Source organism: Ligilactobacillus faecis (assembly GCF_029889745.1).
Taxonomy (GTDB): domain Bacteria; phylum Bacillota; class Bacilli; order Lactobacillales; family Lactobacillaceae; genus Ligilactobacillus; species Ligilactobacillus faecis.
The window spans coordinates 893311-910296 of sequence record NZ_CP123639.1 but is presented as its reverse complement, the minus strand read 5'-3'; the positions used below and the strand labels follow the sequence as shown (position 1 = coordinate 910296).

19 protein-coding genes are annotated in these 16986 nt (G+C 38.9%); 5 read left to right on the top strand and 14 right to left on the bottom strand.

From position 1 onward, the window contains the following. Positions 1 to 130: 130 nt before the first annotated feature. On the bottom strand, positions 131 to 502 hold the full coding sequence (locus tag QFX10_RS04455) for a DUF3021 domain-containing protein (protein WP_280607007.1): 372 nt from the start codon (positions 500 to 502) through the stop codon (positions 131 to 133). 11 nt (positions 503 to 513) lie between these two features. Further along, positions 514 to 777 carry a LytTR family DNA-binding domain-containing protein gene (locus QFX10_RS04450; RefSeq protein ID WP_280607006.1) on the bottom strand — a complete coding sequence of 88 codons (264 nt, stop codon included), beginning with the start codon at positions 775 to 777 and terminating at the stop codon, positions 514 to 516. A gap of 371 nt (positions 778 to 1148) precedes the next feature. Here QFX10_RS04450 and QFX10_RS04445 point away from each other — a divergent pair, with 371 nt between their 5' ends. Then, positions 1149 to 1592: a hypothetical protein gene (locus QFX10_RS04445; RefSeq protein WP_280607005.1), complete on the top strand. Its 444-nt coding sequence runs from the start codon at positions 1149 to 1151 to the stop codon at positions 1590 to 1592. A gap of 33 nt (positions 1593 to 1625) precedes the next feature. Here the strand turns inward: QFX10_RS04445 and QFX10_RS04440 are convergent, their stop codons facing one another. From QFX10_RS04440 to QFX10_RS04425, 4 genes are all read right to left on the bottom strand, one after another. After that, on the bottom strand, positions 1626 to 2141 hold the full coding sequence (locus QFX10_RS04440; protein WP_280607004.1) for a hypothetical protein: 516 nt from the start codon (positions 2139 to 2141) through the stop codon (positions 1626 to 1628). 2 nt (positions 2142 to 2143) lie between these two features. Beyond that, positions 2144 to 2659, bottom strand: a complete 516-nt coding sequence (locus tag QFX10_RS04435) for a hypothetical protein (protein WP_280607003.1) — start codon at positions 2657 to 2659, stop codon at positions 2144 to 2146. 67 nt (positions 2660 to 2726) lie between these two features. Then, on the bottom strand, positions 2727 to 3008 hold the full coding sequence (locus tag QFX10_RS04430) for an uberolysin/carnocyclin family circular bacteriocin (RefSeq protein WP_280607002.1): 282 nt from the start codon (positions 3006 to 3008) through the stop codon (positions 2727 to 2729). Then, entirely contained in the window at positions 3005 to 3151 is a 147-nt protein-coding gene (locus QFX10_RS04425) for a hypothetical protein (RefSeq protein WP_280607001.1), read from the bottom strand. Before QFX10_RS04425 ends, QFX10_RS04430 begins: the two co-directional genes overlap by 4 nt. Positions 3152 to 3478: 327 nt before the next feature. On the opposite strand from QFX10_RS04425, the gene QFX10_RS04420 reads away from it, so the two are divergent. After that, on the top strand, positions 3479 to 3787 hold the full coding sequence (locus QFX10_RS04420; protein WP_280607000.1) for a hypothetical protein: 309 nt from the start codon (positions 3479 to 3481) through the stop codon (positions 3785 to 3787). A 104-nt stretch (positions 3788 to 3891) separates the two neighbouring features. Here the strand turns inward: QFX10_RS04420 and QFX10_RS04415 are convergent, their stop codons facing one another. The 4 genes from QFX10_RS04415 to QFX10_RS04400 form a co-directional block, all read right to left on the bottom strand. Then, positions 3892 to 5655, bottom strand: coding sequence for a glycoside hydrolase family 13 protein (locus tag QFX10_RS04415; protein ID WP_280606999.1), 1764 nt, complete (start codon positions 5653 to 5655; stop codon positions 3892 to 3894). Position 5656: 1 nt separating this feature from the next. Beyond that, entirely contained in the window at positions 5657 to 7321 is a 1665-nt protein-coding gene (locus QFX10_RS04410; RefSeq protein ID WP_280606998.1) for an alpha-glucosidase, read from the bottom strand. A 120-nt stretch (positions 7322 to 7441) separates the two neighbouring features. Further along, on the bottom strand, positions 7442 to 8179 hold the full coding sequence (locus tag QFX10_RS04405; protein ID WP_280606997.1) for a DUF975 family protein: 738 nt from the start codon (positions 8177 to 8179) through the stop codon (positions 7442 to 7444). An 898-nt stretch (positions 8180 to 9077) separates the two neighbouring features. After that, on the bottom strand, positions 9078 to 11015 hold the full coding sequence (locus QFX10_RS04400; RefSeq protein WP_280606996.1) for a sucrose-specific PTS transporter subunit IIBC: 1938 nt from the start codon (positions 11013 to 11015) through the stop codon (positions 9078 to 9080). 225 nt (positions 11016 to 11240) lie between these two features. On the opposite strand from QFX10_RS04400, the gene QFX10_RS04395 reads away from it, so the two are divergent. Together QFX10_RS04395 and QFX10_RS04390 are read left to right on the top strand one after the other, a co-directional pair. Further along, a complete protein-coding gene (locus QFX10_RS04395) occupies positions 11241 to 12737 on the top strand; it encodes a sucrose-6-phosphate hydrolase (RefSeq protein ID WP_280606995.1) in 1497 nt (498 codons plus the stop codon). Positions 12738 to 12751: 14 nt separating this feature from the next. After that, positions 12752 to 13747, top strand: coding sequence for a LacI family DNA-binding transcriptional regulator (locus QFX10_RS04390; RefSeq protein WP_280606994.1), 996 nt, complete (start codon positions 12752 to 12754; stop codon positions 13745 to 13747). Positions 13748 to 13792: 45 nt separating this feature from the next. On the opposite strand, the gene QFX10_RS04385 is transcribed toward QFX10_RS04390, so the two are convergent. From QFX10_RS04385 to QFX10_RS04370, 4 genes are all read right to left on the bottom strand, one after another. Next, the gene (locus QFX10_RS04385) at positions 13793 to 14590 is read right to left on the bottom strand and encodes a helix-turn-helix domain-containing protein (RefSeq protein ID WP_280606993.1); all 798 of its coding nucleotides are present in this window, start codon (positions 14588 to 14590) and stop codon (positions 13793 to 13795) included. 62 nt (positions 14591 to 14652) lie between these two features. Further along, positions 14653 to 15015, bottom strand: a complete 363-nt coding sequence (locus QFX10_RS04380; protein ID WP_280606992.1) for a hypothetical protein — start codon at positions 15013 to 15015, stop codon at positions 14653 to 14655. Between the two features lie 8 nt (positions 15016 to 15023). Continuing rightward, a complete protein-coding gene (locus QFX10_RS04375) occupies positions 15024 to 15368 on the bottom strand; it encodes a hypothetical protein (protein WP_280606991.1) in 345 nt (114 codons plus the stop codon). Between the two features lie 24 nt (positions 15369 to 15392). Then, positions 15393 to 15740 (bottom strand): hypothetical protein, encoded by a 348-nt coding sequence (locus tag QFX10_RS04370; RefSeq protein WP_280606990.1) that lies wholly within the window; start codon positions 15738 to 15740, stop codon positions 15393 to 15395. A gap of 153 nt (positions 15741 to 15893) precedes the next feature. Here QFX10_RS04370 and QFX10_RS04365 point away from each other — a divergent pair, with 153 nt between their 5' ends. Next, complete coding sequence (locus QFX10_RS04365; protein WP_280606989.1) at positions 15894 to 16985, top strand: ABC transporter transmembrane domain-containing protein; 1092 nt, start codon at positions 15894 to 15896, stop codon at positions 16983 to 16985. Position 16986 lies beyond the last annotated feature (1 nt).

The following is a 16986-nucleotide window of genomic DNA, read 5'->3' as shown; positions in this document are numbered from 1 at the left end:
GAGCAAACCATATCTATTATACTTCGATTGTAGAAAATGTAAGATAGCTTGTCAATTTTAGCTATTTGCCTTGTTTGCTAGCATTATCATCTAAAAAATGAACTACTGGATCTGATCACGATCCAGTAGTTCATTTTTCCTTCAATTTTTGATTGATCTGTGCTAGCTCTTTTCTTTGCGTCAGTCGCAAAAAGAGCCACACACCTAAATAGATCGCGCCGATCATCCTAAACGTCTGATAACTAAAAGACCACCCAGCGCTCCAGATCAAACCACTTACAAGTAGCACGGTCAAACAAAAGTGGAGTCCTAAAGCGGCGAGATAGCTTAGCTCGAGCTCAAAAACTAAACTACATAGTCCGATCAGACCGCCTGTGAACAAGACTAAAAAGACTTCTAAAAGCGTCGGGGCTTTCGTGGCATGCCCAAGCGCTAAACTCACGAGATAGATCGTAGCCGCAAAACCGATACCTGCAAAAAAACGTCGTCCAAAGATCCGCATTTTGCTCCCTCCTAAAGTCCTAAGTATTCTTTGATCGCTGGGACATACTTTCGACTGACCGAAGTTTTTAGATCATTCGTCAACTTAGCGACCATCGTCCCAGAAAAGCTATTTTCGATCGCCAACAAATATTCGATATTGATCAGTGAATAACGAGAGACTTGAATGAAATTTGGCTCAGGTAGGCGTTCTTTGATCTGTTTCAAGCTTCCTTTGACGGTAAATTTTTGCGTCAGCGTATAAAATGTCAGCTCTTTACCTTCGACTTCAAGCAAAATAAGCTCTGCTCTTTTCACTAAAACAACACCAGTCTTTGTTTTGAGTGGGAGTTTATCTGAGGTTTGCTCAAAACCTTTGATATACTGCGGTCGACTTTAGGCGTTTGTTTTTGGCTCTCAACGATGACATTGAGCTCATCTAACGCCGCTCTTACTTGCCGATAAGTGACTTTCATTTTTTATCCCCTACCAAATTAGTTACGTTATGATTTTAACAAAGCCGGTGAACGCTGTAAAATCTGCTTGCGTAACTCAAGGTTAGATCTTGACCACCTAAGTATAAAAAATTACCACTTAAGGTCAAACAGGTTTCTTTAAGGTCCGATCTCAGCTATGCTGATGATAAATTATTACTGAGGTGTCAAATCATGCAACTTACTTCGATTTTTCTTTATGTTTTGATCGTGATCTATGTGATCTATCGTCAACTCCAGCCAAAACAACTTAAATATTCGCCTAAAAAGCTGTTGATCCTTGTGCTCTTAGGCGTCTATTTTACATTAAATGCGCTCGATCAACATCAACTTGTTTTAAATCTAAAAACAGGAGCAAGTCTCGCCTTTTCCTTACTTGTTTTAGCGATCGGCTTTGGTATTTTGCGCGCTTTAACGTGCAAGGTCTGGCAAGAAAACGGCATTTACTACCGCCAAGCAACGTGGGTCACGTTACTCTTATGGATCCTCATGATCATCATGCATGGTGCAGTTGACCATTTGACTGGCGTCGGTTCTTCAACGCTCTTTTTATATTTAGCCTTGACTCTTACGACCCAACACCTTGTCTTAGTAAAACGAGCCCAAAAGTTGAAGTAAGCTTTTAATTAATGGCTATACAACGAATGGTTTTTATCCTAAAATAAAATGCATTCCTATATAACTAATAATTTGTAATATAAATAGTGATATTACTAATATATTTGCCACATATTTTTCAAAGTTACTATAAGCTAAAACGCTCAAAAGTATTAATTCAATTATTTTGAAAAATATATCAAATATTATTTGATCAAATGAATGTATATTAATATTTATGCTAAATAGATATTCTAAAATTATTTTCAATATTTGAATTAAGCTTACCAATAATAATAATTTTAAAATTTTTTTATATCCATCTTTATATTCAGCAATATACACTAATATAATATCCAAAAAAATGGATAATAATGTAAACCCAATTAGCGTTACACAAAAATTTGCAACTGCAACAACTAATAGAATCACCGCTATTTGGCTAACATCGAATTTACGCAAAATCACTTCAAATTTTCCAAATAACATATACGACATTACTGTAATACAAAACTGTAGCAGAAAAAATAACAATATATAGTATCTTAGCTTCATACTTTCAAAATTCATAATTATAACCACTCACCTATGTAAAATTCTAAAACACTTGCAAACATAAGTATGAACATTTCTATAATCAACACTCTTATAAAATTCTTTACTTGCCCGCTAAATTTGAAAAAGTACTTTATCGATAGACTTTTGTTTTTATAGATATCTAAAAAAATATCAACAATTTGAATTATTAAATACATTGATACTGGTAGATACGACAGCTCAAAAAGCCCATAGCACATTACCAATAAAAATTTTTTCAAACCATAAATAGCTAGAATGCCTGATACATTTACTGCTAATATCAACAAATTACTCATGATCAGTATAGAACCCAAAAAACCAAATGATATTATCGACAACATAACAATTTTGCCAAATACTCCTATATTATTCAGGAAAATCTCTAATATAGATTTGGAAATCACTAGTTCAAAGCTACTATCATACCACTTAAAGTACAGAGAAAATATAATCAAACATCCCATCACTAACAAAGTTATACAGTAAAGTAAACTTATCTTCTTTAACATTTTTATCTCTCCTAAAATAAATAGAAATGCAAGAATTTCTTACATTTCTATACGAAGATATTATTCGTCACCAAGACACGACAGCTTTAGTTCCTAATTTTTTTAACATCGCCTTTGCAGTAAATAGAACTCCAGCACCTACAACATTTAACGAACCTAATATTGCGATAATTCCCCATACAGTAGCCCCTGCATTCAGCATTGATGTAATTTGAGTGGCAACAGTAGCGTTAATTCCCATTTGACCAGTTAACATCGATACTGTTGTAGCACTCATAGAACTAAATGTTGAAAATAATAACATATTAAGCATTGCAACAACGATCAATCTTTTAAAAATTTTCATCATAACAAAAATCCACCTTTCCATAAAAGATACAGAACAAGTACAACATAAAAACCGATATGAAGAGCTTCAAATAAATCAAATCCCTTCAATCTATCCTTTAGCAACAAATACAATAGCGGTAATGACAAAATGGCAATCAACATAGTTATTACCTCCTGAAATAAAGATAATTCATTTCACTATAAAAGTAAATGGTATTATTAATTATTTTTTTAATTAAAATATAACTATATGTAAATTTATTTTTTATATTTATATTACATTTTTACTTAGCGAAAAAAATCATTACAATAACTTTTTAAAGATAAGTTATATGTATTTCTAGCTTCCAAATACATTTGTTATATCTTATAAAAATCAAAATACTTACATTATATATAATCAAACACTATTTTAAAATTAAAAAACAATTAGATTGAATCATGCTATAATGTTTTTGATATTTCTATATTTACGAGGGGGAAACTACTATGCAGAAAACAAAAACTGAGATCCTAGCTTTTTTAGCTGAGTTGCGCTTGGCGTTAGCTTCTGACGGGGCCAACTACAGTCTAAACATCATTGATATAGCAGTTACTAAGATCAAACAAGGTCAGCCACTGCGCACTGAATTGCGCGTCATCCAGCAAAATCTAGCCACTATGCAGTTAGGCGAAAAAGTCGTTTTTTCTAAAAAAACTAAAGCACTGCTCAAACAACTAGCCGAGTTAGCTAACAGTGGTAGTCTCTTTGAAAAGATGAACGACTTGATGACGACTAACACTTGGCCCGGAAATTAATGATATAATCCTATTTTTATCATGGGCGTCAGCAGTTACTCCGATGAACACAAATAATGGCGCTAAAAAAGATACGCTGTGGTGGCGTATCTTTTTTAGCATCATTATTCTAAAACTAAGGCAAGCCCATTTTTTTGTAAATGACCTTGTTCCCAGTTATTGGCTAAAAGTGGTTCCTTAGTAAGTTCAAGTTTTTGTGGCGTAGCACCTAAATTGAAATAAGCGCGCAACGTTTTATCCGCTAAAGTTCGCTTCAAACAAAATGTCTTGTGCACATCATCGATCGCTTCAAACGTATAGCTTCCGTAACTAAAGAGCCGGTGATATTTTTTGCGTAAAGCGATCAATTTTTGCATGAAAACTAACATCGTTTGATCTTGTTCTTCTTTTTCCCATAGCATACATTTGCGACAAAGCGGATCGTTACCTCCATCAAGACCAACTTCAGTTCCATAATAGATACATGGTGAGCCGATCTGTAAAAACAGTGCTGTCAAAGCAAGTTTTGCCAATTCTGACTCACCTTGGCATTGTGTCAATAAGCGCGCTGTATCGTGTGTATCAAGCGAATTTAACATCACTTGGTCAGTCGGGAGTCGATACCACATCAACTGCTCATTAAGGCGCGAAGCCATTTCCGTCAAGCTGATCTTTTGAGAGACGAGTCCATCCATCAATGTTTCGGTAAAAGGATAGTTCATCGCTGCGTCAAATTCATGTTGATTGAGCCAACTTTGCGCATTATGCCAAACTTCTCCAACAACATAAAAATCTTTTTTCAAAAAATGCGTCAGCGAATAAAAATGGCGCCAAAAATGATGGTCAACTTCATTTGCCACATCAAGACGCCACGCATCGATATCAAACTGCTTGATCCAATATGAAGCGATCTCATGCAAATAATTTTGAACTTCACGCGAAGCCGTATTTAGCTTAGGCATATGAGGCGTATTGGCAAAAACTTCATAGGTCAGATCAGTCGCAAATTCATCATTTTCTGTCTTAGTATAGCTCACTGGAAATTCATTGATATGAAACCACGAGGCAAAACGTGAATCTCTACCGTGAGTGATCACATCTTGCCACTGCATCGAGAAATCGCCTAAGTGGTTGAAAACTGCATCGAGCATCACTTTCATTCCCCGCGCATGGGCTTTATCAACGAGCTGTTTGAATGTCTTTTTATCACCAAAGGCCGGATCGATCGTAAAGTAGTCGATCGTATCGTATTTATGATTGGAATGCGCTGTAAAGATCGGACATAGATAGAGCCCGTTTATCCCTAATTCTTGCAAATAATCGAGATGGTCGATAATCCCTTGTAAGTCGCCCCCAAAGAAATTTTCAGGCGTTGGCTCGGCACTGCCCCACGGCAATGTTCCTTTAGGGTCATTAGTCTGGTCGCCATTGGCAAATCTTTCTGGAAAGATCTGATACCAAACTGTTTCTTTGACCCATTCTGGCGGATCGATCCGATCGATCTGATGCAAATAAGGCATCCGAAAACACGTCAACTCGTTTAATGCCTCTTTAGTATAAGGAACAAGTTTCCGATCGTCATAAAGCATCTTTTCGCCTGCAGTATCAGTGATGATAAAGGCATACTGAAGCCGATTCGTCGGTGTTTTGACGTCTGCGCTAAAATAATCATGTGCTTTTGTCACAAAGGCTCTTTTCATCAAAACAGTCTCGTGCTCCCAGACACCTTCATCTTTTTCATTGACTTTTTGTCCGTACGGATCGCCGTAAAGTAATTCGACTTGGGCGATATCAGCATGTTTTACTTTCAAACGGATCTCAAATTTATCTTCTTCACGTAAATAAGCCATCTCACTATCTGGTCGATGATAGATCGCTGCAATATCCAAATTAAATCCCTTCTCTCATTAAAACTAGACAACCATATTCTTTGAGCGTAACACTTTTTTCATGGACTTTAGCATTCGAACTCAAACAAACTTTACCTGGAGCACTCAAAGCTACTGTTTGCGGGTGCTCACTTAGATTACAGAGCACAAGCGCTTCTTTTCCAGCTAAGATCCGCCGGTAAACATAGAGTTCAGGCTCAGTATTTTCTAAAATAAAGCGCCCGTCAATAAATAAGTCGGTTTGTTTCAAAGCTAAAACTTGTTGATAAAAGCTCAAAACACTCTTCTCATCTGCAATTTGCGCTTTGATGCTTGCACTTGTTTCTTGCCCCCATTTCCACGGTAAAACAGAAGAAAAACCACCAAAATCACTGTCATCCCAACGCAGTGGTGTGCGCGCTGCCATCTTATGCGCTTGACTTGCCATTTTTAAGATCTCTTCTGGCGTTTTTCCTTTAGCTTGCGCTTTGGTAGCAAAATCAATGATCTGCTCATCTTCAAAACTAGCTAGATCTGGCAAGAAAGCAGACCTCATCCCTAGCTCTTCACCGTAATAGATACACGGGATCCCCCGTTGCAGATACATCAAAGTCGCTAACATCTTAGCAGCTTTTTCAGGTGCTTTTTTAGGCGCAAATCGCGTCACGATCCGTGGAAGATCATGGTTGCTCCAATAAAGAGTCGGATAACTTACTCCTTCTAAGCGCTTTTGCCATTCGAGCATATTAGTTCGAAATGCTTTGAGATCAAGTGGCAAAAGTTGCCCGATCCGTGGAAGTTCTTGATCCAAATAACTTTCATCGTCGGTAAAATACCTAAAAGTCACAACTGTATCACATGCTTTTTTTTCTGGTGTCGTATAAGTGACTGCTAGATCGATATCTGCACTAGCTGCTTCGCCCAAAATAAAAATATCTGGCTTTTCTTGGCGTAAACGTCCGATAAATTCGGCTAAATACGTTTTAACTGCTGGTAAATTAGCATAAAACATCTCGGCGATCTGGGGACTATCGCTATCTGCCAAAACATTTTGCGCTAGATCAGCCTTAGCGATATGGATAAAGGCATCTAGCCGAAAGCCGTCGATCCCTTGAGCAAGCCAAAATTTAGCCACTTGATACATCTCTTCTCGGACTGCGGGATTTTTCCAGTTCAGATCTGGCATTTCTTTAGCAAAGAGATGGAAATAATAGTTATTTTTAGTCGTTGGATCTGCTTGCCATACGCTCCCGCCAAAAAACGAACCCCAATTATTAGGCAGTTTTCCAGCTGGAGCTTCTTGCCAAATATAGTAGTCACGATATTTACTTTGCTTATCTTTGAGAGCTTCTTTGAACCATGGATGTTGATCAGAAGTATGATTCAAAACAAGATCTAAAATAAGCTCCATCCCCTTAGCGTGGACTTGTTTTACCAATTCAGCAAAATCGTCCCCCGTTCCAAAAGTCGGGTCTAATTGATAGTAATCCGAAACATCGTAACCGTTATCGATCTGAGGTGAAGCATAGATCGGGTTGAGCCATAAAGTATTGACACCTAGCGCTTTTAAATAATCTAATTTAGCTGTGATCCCTTTGAGATCACCGATCCCATCTTGATCACTATCATAAAAACTTTTGGGATATATTTGATAAACGATCCGCCTTTTTGCCGCTGATCCCCCCACGAGATGACCACCTTTCTTTTACTTTTAAATTAATTTTATACTACTGCCCTTCTCGTTGCAACCGTTTGCAGAGATTTGTATACTAAAAAGCTCCTCTTGTTGAACAAGAGGAACTCGAACTTAGCCTCGATAGTTGAGGAAACGGTCACCCGCAAGATCTTTGTAAAAAGCGACCATTGTTGTCTCATAGTATGGAATGATCCAAATAAAGGCGATGCCAAACGTTACAAAACCTAAAATAAACCAGCCAATAAAGCTCAGTTGTAAAATAAAGAGATCCATCTTATGGCCATCCATCAACTCACGACTTAAAGTAATGTAATCAAGATAATTCAAATTGTTATCTTCATTAGCTTCATTTACATCCTTATATATCAGATATGTCTGCGAATAAGAAAATCCTTTGATGATCCCTGGAATAATGAACAATAAGCCCCATAAAAATGTAAAGATCGCTTGTAATAAATATAAAACAAGTGTCGAAACAAAATATTTTCTAGAAAAGGCAGAAAACATCCCGCGAACTGGACTAAAATCCGCGTTCTTTGTTCGCAACCAGTTAAGCGTCGTGTAGGCAACACCAACTGAAATAAAGGCTCCGATCAATCCTCCGATCAGATTGCCACCATTATTAGCTCCTGCTGCGCCTCGTGTCGTTGCCTCACTTATATTGAAATTAACACCACCGTTTTTAACACTTTGCTGTGCTAACCAAATTCCTAGTCCGATCACACCTAGAAAAACCACTCCGATCAAAAGATACGCTAAGATCGAAATAACATTCAGCAAGATCGCTTTACCCCAATTACCAGCCAAAAGCTCACGCGCTTCGGCTTTAAGTTCTGCTCTCGTTTTCATAAGCTCTCCTCTACACGATACGAATAATGTAAGAGTTCTGTAGTTTATCCCTTCTCTATTATATCTGCATAATGGCTCTAAATCGATCCAGAAGTATATTTAGTTCGTATCTTTGAACTCTTCTATATATACTCTGACCATTAAGATAACCGTTAGTTATTCTTAATGATATTTATATCTTATTATAACAGAAATAAGCCTATTTCTCTAATATCTCTGCACACCAAAAAGGGGCTGGGAAAAATTCAGTTCTAATAAGGAAAGAGGCTCAGATCAATATCCAGTGTCTCAAAAAGAACAGAGTCGTAAATGCAGAAAATAATTACTATACAGATCCTGATGATATAGTATTTAAGTTTCAAAGATACAATTCAAGTGTAGATAAATATTGTTTCAAGTGAAAAGGGCCTAAAGATATATGCGAGAAGACGGACAGATATGAAAACATTTTCGGAGATATAAAGGGAATTTGATTGTCCGCCAGGTACATGTTAGAGGAGAGAAAGCAGTTCAAAATGAGATCGAGCTGTTACTTTTGACGGTCAACATATCAAAATCATGGCACCTATCCAAAGAAATAGGGCTCTAATTTTTTGAAAAACGATTCGAAAATAAGCATAAAAGAAAAATACCTGATCATTTCACTTCAAAATTTGATCAGGTATTTTCAGTTTAGGCTAGTAGCTTTTTCCAGCTCCTTTTGGTCAGTTAACGTTTTTTATCAGAAACGACATCTAAGCCAAGTAAGCCTGCGAGCGTTGCTAATGCTACCCCAAGGATAGAAGCTTTTTGTGTATCTGCATCACCAATCTGTAGTAATTCTTGTTTTGCAGGAGCATTGCATTAGCTACTCGTGGAGTCATCTTAAGACTGCTATCCATATTAGTTTGTGGAGTCTTTAATTTTCCGTAACTGCCGTGATCGCGATCAGATCATCACCATGTTTGACATCAGTCTGTTCGATCCGAGCGACACTTTCATAATTCATCGTATTTGTTATGATGACCATAACCGTTGTATCATAACCAGCTGCTTGGATCGCCTTCAAGTCCGCTGTTCCTAAAATGTCACCTTTTTTGATCTTTTGACCTTGAGTCACGTTTGATGTAAAGTGTTCACCTTTTAAGTTGACTGTATTGATCCCGACATGGATCAAAACTTCAGCCCCATCATCACTCTTGATCCCATAGGCATGTTTTGTTTCGTAAGCAACTGTGATCTCACCGTCAACTGGTGCGTAGATCGTGCCGTCTGTTGGAACGATCGCAGCCCCATCACCCATCATTTTCGTTGAGAAAACTTGGTCATTTACTTCACTAAGATCAAGCGAACGTCCATCGATCGGAGCAAAGACGATCTGATCTTGCTTATCTGAAACGCGTTTTGCTTCATTTTTAGCTTCTGTCACTGCTTTTGGTTCTGATGGAGCAGCAACTGGAGCTGGAGCTAAGAGCTCGCTGTGGCTCTTGCCGTAAATGTATGTCAAAGCAAAAGCGACTGCAAAGGAGAGCAACTCAGCTACGATATACATCGGGATCGAAGTTGCGTTGATCGATAAGAAACCTAAGAATCCAGCTGAACCTAAAGAGACAGCGACAACTTTCATCAAACCTGCAAAGGCAGCTGCGACCCCAGAACCGATCAAAGCACAGAAGAATGGGAATTTATACTTCAAGTTGACCCCAAAAAGAGCTGGTTCAGTGATCCCAAGTAAAGCTGAGATCCCAGCAGAAGAAGCAAGACCTTTCATCTTCTTATCTTTTGTCAAAGACCAGATCGCAAATGTAGCTGCCCCTTGAGCTACGTTAGCCATCGAAGCCACAACAAAGATAAAGTCGCCAGCCCCAGTCCCTTTACTAAAGGCTGAGATCAACTGTGTTTCGATCGCTGGGAAACTTTGGTGTAAACCAGTCAACACGATCGCTGAGTAGCCAAGACCAAAGATCCCCATCCCGATAAAGCCAGTTGCATCGTATAACCAAACGATCCCATTTGTGATCCAGTCAGATAATGTCTTCATCACTGGTCCAACAACTGTGAACGTCAAGAACCCGGTGATCATTACAGAAAGTAACGGTGTAAACGTAAAGTCGACCGCAGCTGGTAAGCGTTTATGCAACCATTTTTCTAAGATCGATAAGATCCAAACTGCTGCTAAAACAGGGATAACTTGGTAGTAGTAATTGCTTTGGGCAACTTGAAGCCCAAAGATATCCCACGATTTTCCAGCAATTAGATCAGGTGTCGTCATGATCATCCCGATCGAAGCCCCTAAGAATTGGTTAGCCCCAAAGCGCTTAGCAGCTGACATCCCGACTAAGATCGGCATAAAGATAAATGGTGCCGCCGACATCACTTGGATGATGCTTGAGAAACCACCGATCGCAGGGTACATCTCAACGATCGCTTGTGGGCCAAACAATCCTTTAGAAGTCAAGAAGTTGTTTAACGCCATCAAAAGACCACCGGCAACTAACGCTGGAATGATCGGAACAAAAATATCAGAAAGTAATTTGATAAATGCCATGATCGGATTGAACTTTTGTCCTTGTTCAGCGATCTTCTTCAGGTCTTCGGTCGAAGCTTCTTTTAAGCCAGTTTCCTTAATAATTTCATCATAAACAAAGTTGACATCCCCAGGCCCGATAATGATCTGATATTGACCATTTGTTTTGAATGTCCCCTTCACGTCTGGGTTGTTATCCAACGCAGCTTGATCGATCTTATCATCATCTTTTAAAACTAAACGCAAGCGGGTCGCACAGTGAGCCGCGCCCACCATGTTATCGCGCCCGACCGCTTCGATGACTTCTTTTGCCACTTTTTTGTGATCCATCGTCAGCACTCTCCTTTTTGTAAACGTTTTATATTTTCTATATTTATAATGATAGCGCATTTTTTAAATATGTCAATCGTTTGTCATAAAATATTTCGATTATTTTTCACTCTAGCAATATATATGGATATAGAATGATATACGTTTGACACATATTCTGATTACAGTTAAAATTCAATATAGAGACAACGTTTTCAAAAAAACATTTAGAAGGGAAAATATATTATGGAATGGACACGTGAATCACGTTACCGTCCTTATGCTCAATGGGACGCTAAAACATTGTTAGAGCTTCAAGCTAAGGCGGCTAAGTCCCCTTACCAACTCAAATATCACATCCGACCTTCCTCTGGTCTTTTGAATGACCCAAATGGTTTTTCTTATTTTAATGGCAAATGGCATGTATTTTATCAATCATTTCCGTTTGGAGCAGCTCATGGGTTAAAATCCTGGATGCATCTCATCTCAGATGACTTAGTGCACTGGCAAGAGCTCGGACTGGCGCTCACACCAGATACACCGCTCGATAGTCACGGAGCTTACTCTGGTTCAGCGCTACCTTTAGGTGACAAGCTCTTTTTAATGTACACTGGGAATGTTCGCGACAAAGATTGGATCCGCCATCCTTACCAACTTGGAGCGTGGATGGACAAAAACGATCAGATCGAAAAACTCCCTGAACCTTTGATCACTCAACCAGAACATACAACAGATCACTTCCGCGATCCCCAAGTCTTTCAACATAACGATCACTATTATGTGATCTTAGGAGCACAAGATAAGGCAACTAAGACAGGAAAGATCTCCCTTTTCCGTTCTAAAGATCTAACTGAATTTACTGATCTTGGCTATCTTGATTTTACGCAAGCTGAAATGGGTTATATGATCGAATGTCCCAACTTGATCTTTGTCGATGAAAAGCCTGTTTTGATCTTTTGTCCACAAGGCTTAGCCAAAGAAACAGTCGCTTACGATAATATCTATCCTAATATGTATCTGGTCGGTTCAGATGTCGTTTTAGATGAAGCGCGTTTTGTGGCTGGGGAAAATACGATCCAAAACTTAGATGACGGTTTTGATGTGTATGCGACCCAAGCTTTTAATGCACCAGATGGCAAAGCTTACGCGATCAGTTGGGTCGGGCTCCCTGATATTTCCTATCCAACTGACCAAGAAGAATGGGCTAACTGCTTGAGTCAAGTCAAAGAATTGAGCTTAAAAGATGGCAAATTGATCCAACGTCCAGTCAAGGCAATGGCTGATCTCAGAGAAACAGGCCAGCTCATTTCACCTGATCCCAAAAATAATCTTGCAAAACAGCAATTAGTTGCTGAAAGTGGTGAGCAATATGAGTTAAAATTAACTTTAGACCCTGACCAGAAAGGGACCCTCCACTTAGCTGGAAATGCTGATCTTTCTCAAAGTTTAGACCTTGAATTTTCAACTGGAGCAGATGCTCATTTAACTGTTTCACGCGCTAACGCCGGAGCACAATTTGCAACTGAATTCAAAACGACGCGCACTTTGAAACTTTTGGCGGATCAGAAATTGGAACTAGATATTTTTGTCGACCATTCGCTTTGTGAGATCTTTGTCAACGGTGGCGAACACGTTATGACTTTACGTTTCTTTGCAGACGTAGGACCAAAACAGATCGCACTGACAGCAGCCCAAGCTAAGCTCAACTATCGCGGGACTTTCTGGAAGCTAAAAAACATCTAAAAGAGGTGGCAAAAATGCGTCCAAAACTGACCGATGTCGCTAAAAAAGCTGGCGTCTCTGTGACAACTGTCTCACGTGTGATCAACGATTACGGTTATATCAGCCAAAAAACGCGGGAAAATGTGATGAATGCGATGAAAGAGCTCAATTACCAACCAAATTCTTTAGCTCGTTCGTTACACGGAAAAAGCACTAACTTAGTTGGTTTGATCTTTCCTAGCATCAACAACCCATTTTTTGCAGAACTAGTTGAAATGATCGAGCAAAAGCTCTTTGCTGAAGGCTATAAAGTGATCCTTTGCAATGCCGGAAATGATAAAGATAAAGAACGCGAATACTTACGTATGTTGAGCGCTAACCAAGTCGATGGGATCATTGCGGGAGCACATAACTTGGGGATCGAAGAGTACAATCAAGTTGGTTTGCCGATCGTTTCGTTTGATCGAAAACTCTCAGATCAGATCCCGATCATTTCATGTGACAACTACACTGGAGGCAAATTAGCCGTCGAAGAACTGTATGCAGCCGGCGCGCGCCACATTTATTTCCTAGGAAACCCACATCAAAGTGGCAATCCGACTGATCAACGACTAGCTGGCTATTGCGATACGCTCGATCGCTTTGGACTGACGCATCACATCCACACTGTTAGTTTTTCTGAATCACCTTCACTTAAGCTCTTTTCGATCAAAAAACTTTTAAGTGAAAGTGTGGCTGACGGGATCGTTTGTACCGATGATCTGACGGCGATCTTAGTCTTACAAGCAGCTAAAGAGCTACAGATCAAGATCCCCGAGCAACTCAAAGTCACTGGTTTTGATGGAACAAAACTCGTTCAGATCTACCACCCTGAACTTTCAACGATCGTGCAACCGATCGAAGATATCGCTTTGTTGCTTGTAAATGTTTTAAAAGAGCGGATCGCCCAACCAAAAGAACCGCTCAAACAAATGCAATACACTTTACCAGTCACTTTCTTACGTCGCAATTCGACTTTTAAATTGAACTAAAAAATACGCCTGGCTAGTCAAACTAGCGAGGCGTATTTTATTATCTCACTTGCTAAAACCTAAACATTCGAGGACACGTTCGACACAGCTAGGCGCTTTTTGAAAAGGCGAGCATAAAAACGACTCGACTATCGGTTTCAAACCAAGCATTTCTTTTTCACAGATCGAATCATTCAATAACAACAATAGACTCAGCCAGTGTTGATACCATAAATATTTTAGATCTAGCGCTTGGATATACTCATAGACTTCTTTTCGCGGTCTAAAGTGCTGTTTTTTGACTAATAACGCCCCGTATAAACTTAAGAGCGCCTCATATACTTCGGCTAAATAAGCGCCATCATATGTCCCTTTTAGCACTTGTTCTTCTAGTACGAAACGACAGCGCTCTAAACTTTGGATATGCAAGAGGTCGGCTTTAAAAGCGAGCAATTTTAATTCATCCAAAGACCAAACTTCAACTTCAAAAAAATACTCATTGAAGCACATGACGTCTGCCTCAGTTCGCTCAGCATTGTAAGCAGTTTTTAGTTGATATTTAAATCCCCGCCTATTTTCGCTAGCTTTTAAGATCTCGACCTGAGCTTTCGGTAAAGTGTGTTCGCGATAACAACGCCAAAATTCTTCAGAGCGCTTGATCTGCTCATTTTCATAAAAAAATGCAAACTGATGTAACGAAATATGTAGATTTTGTAAGATCGCTAAAAAACTCTCGACTGACAAACTTGATTCCCCACGTTCAAATTTGGCTAAAGTAGAAGGCGAGATGACATTTTTAGCTGTTTTTTGTAAAGTCATCCGCTTCGAACAGCGAATTTTACGTACTAATGCCCCACAACTCATTCATTTTCCCCAAACCTTTCTTTTATTCTCACTGCTCAGGTTATAACAAAAAATGCCCGAATTCAACTCTGAGTTGATCCATCAGATACTACAACATCCAATTCAAGTTTGGCTTCTTTTACAAAGACCTTGACCATTCCGTAAAAAACAGCTGTTGGCAATGTCAAAACTTTAGGCACGACTGTCCCCAACTCTTTTTTTAACGTAGCTTCAGCTAGCACTGTTGGCCTTTTAGCTAAGGAGCGTAATTTTTCAAATAATTTGTCCCGCTCAGTAAGTGTTAGTCCCACATCCAAACAAAAGATAGCGCTAGAAAGTGGCGTTTCTTTTGTATGTCCTTTGAGGCGAGCCAGTTCTAAGAGACTTACTTCTAGTAGTTCACTTGAAGACACCCTTGAAAGGATATATTCATCAACTGTTGTCATAATTTCACCTATTCGAGTCCTAGAATGTGCAATTTAAGCTCAAATTGCTTTATAAAGATCTTGAGCATCGCTTTAAACGTTGGCTCAGAAAAATTTTTTGTTTTAGGAACTAACGTATTTAGCTCTGCTTTTACTGCAAACAGTGAGCGCACTTGGCGTTTTTCTGCTATTCGACTCAAGTAGCACATGATCTGATCATGTTCTTCGATCCCCAAGTCAAAATCTAAACAAAATAAGCTCGTTGAAAGAGGTGTTGCTTTAGTATGCCCCATTACGTGCGCTAGATCTCGAAGCGCTTTTTCCAGACGATCTTGAGTGGCTAATTTGGCTAAAATACATTCATTTATGTCCATCGTTTTCCCCCCTTTTTAAAGCATTTAACTTTTTAGCCCTAAGATATTTAACTCTATTGCAAATTCTTTTATTAAGATTTTGAGTAAGCCGTTAAAGACAGGATCAGCATAATTTGAAAGTTCAGGCACTAATTTCAGTACGCTTCTTTTCAATGTGACCAATTTGATCTCTGAAGTCGTCGGAACTAGACTTTGTAAATAATGCACCACTTTGTCACGCTTTGCTAGAGACAGACCACTCTCTAAGCAAAATAATTCAGAAGAGAGCGGATCACATAGTGTGTGCCCTAACAAGGCAGCCAATTCTGAGAGGGCTGCTTCTAACAGGAATTGCTTTTCTACTTTTTGTAAAACGTCTTTATCTACTGTCATCTAAATCAACGCTTTCTTATAAAGATATTTGGTGTCTCTAGTATAGCAGAGAAAAGCAGAAAAATTACTTTTTGGCAAATTTGCCAAAAATGTGGGCAACGGCATTTTTAGTGTTACTATAACATCTATATTTAAAAGGGGGGGAAAAAATTTATGTTTTATAAATACTGTTCCAAAAGCAATAGCTTTTTATTCTTTGTTTTAGCTTTTACGAAAGCTTTAGAGTCTGTTTTTGTCGCATATATCGTCGGGCGTTATATCAACTTAGCCCAAACAAAAAGTTACCAAGGACTCTTTTCCTTATCCTTACTATCTGTCGGGGGGATCTTAGTCTTTACCCTACTGAATTTTGGTTACCAAAAAGTGCGCGCTGCACTATTAAAAGAAGTCAATGTTACATTTAAAAATGATCTAGTTGCTTATCTACTAGGAACGGATAACGAACTTCAGCTTGATGTATCTTATTTGACCAATGATCTCAAACAACTCGAAACAGCTCGGATCGAAGGTCAACTAAACATCACGATATATGCACTTGAATTTTTGACAGCTTTGATCGCCGCTCTTGTAGGAAATTTTTTGCTAACGCTCGTCTACTTTTTGACTTCGCTTCTACCAGTAGCATTACAACGACTTTTCCAAAAAAAGATCAAAGCTAATTCCGTTGCTTGGCAAGAAAGCAACAGTACATATACAGCTAAAATCGATGAACTGCTTAAAAACATCACAGTCGTCAAACTCTATGATGTCCGTAAACTCTTTTCAACTAAGATGGAAAAGCCAATCGTTGGTCTCGAAGAAGCACTTCGCAAAATGAAAGCCTATATTGGTTATACAAATGAGATCGTCGTTGGAACAGCTTTGATCACAACGATCATAATTCCTTTTTTGTTGGGCGTTTATTTAACGATGCAACACCAGATCACACTAGGGGTTTTCTTGATGATCACACAGCTTTCAAATAGTTTTACGAATCCTTTGATGTCGATCTTGTCGACACTCAATACACTCAAAACGACCGACCCGATCTATCAAAAGTATTTGACTGCCAAAGATACGCTCCAAACGCCTGATCTGCCTACTGCTCCAAACTTTGATTCACTTGCCTTAAAACAAGTGAGCTACAAAGATCTTTATCATGGTCTTGATCTGCAAGTTGCTAAAAACGAAAAAATCTTGTGGACTGCCCCATCTGGCTTTGGAAAGACAACGCTCTTTGATGAGATTCAGCCGGAAATCCCGTGAC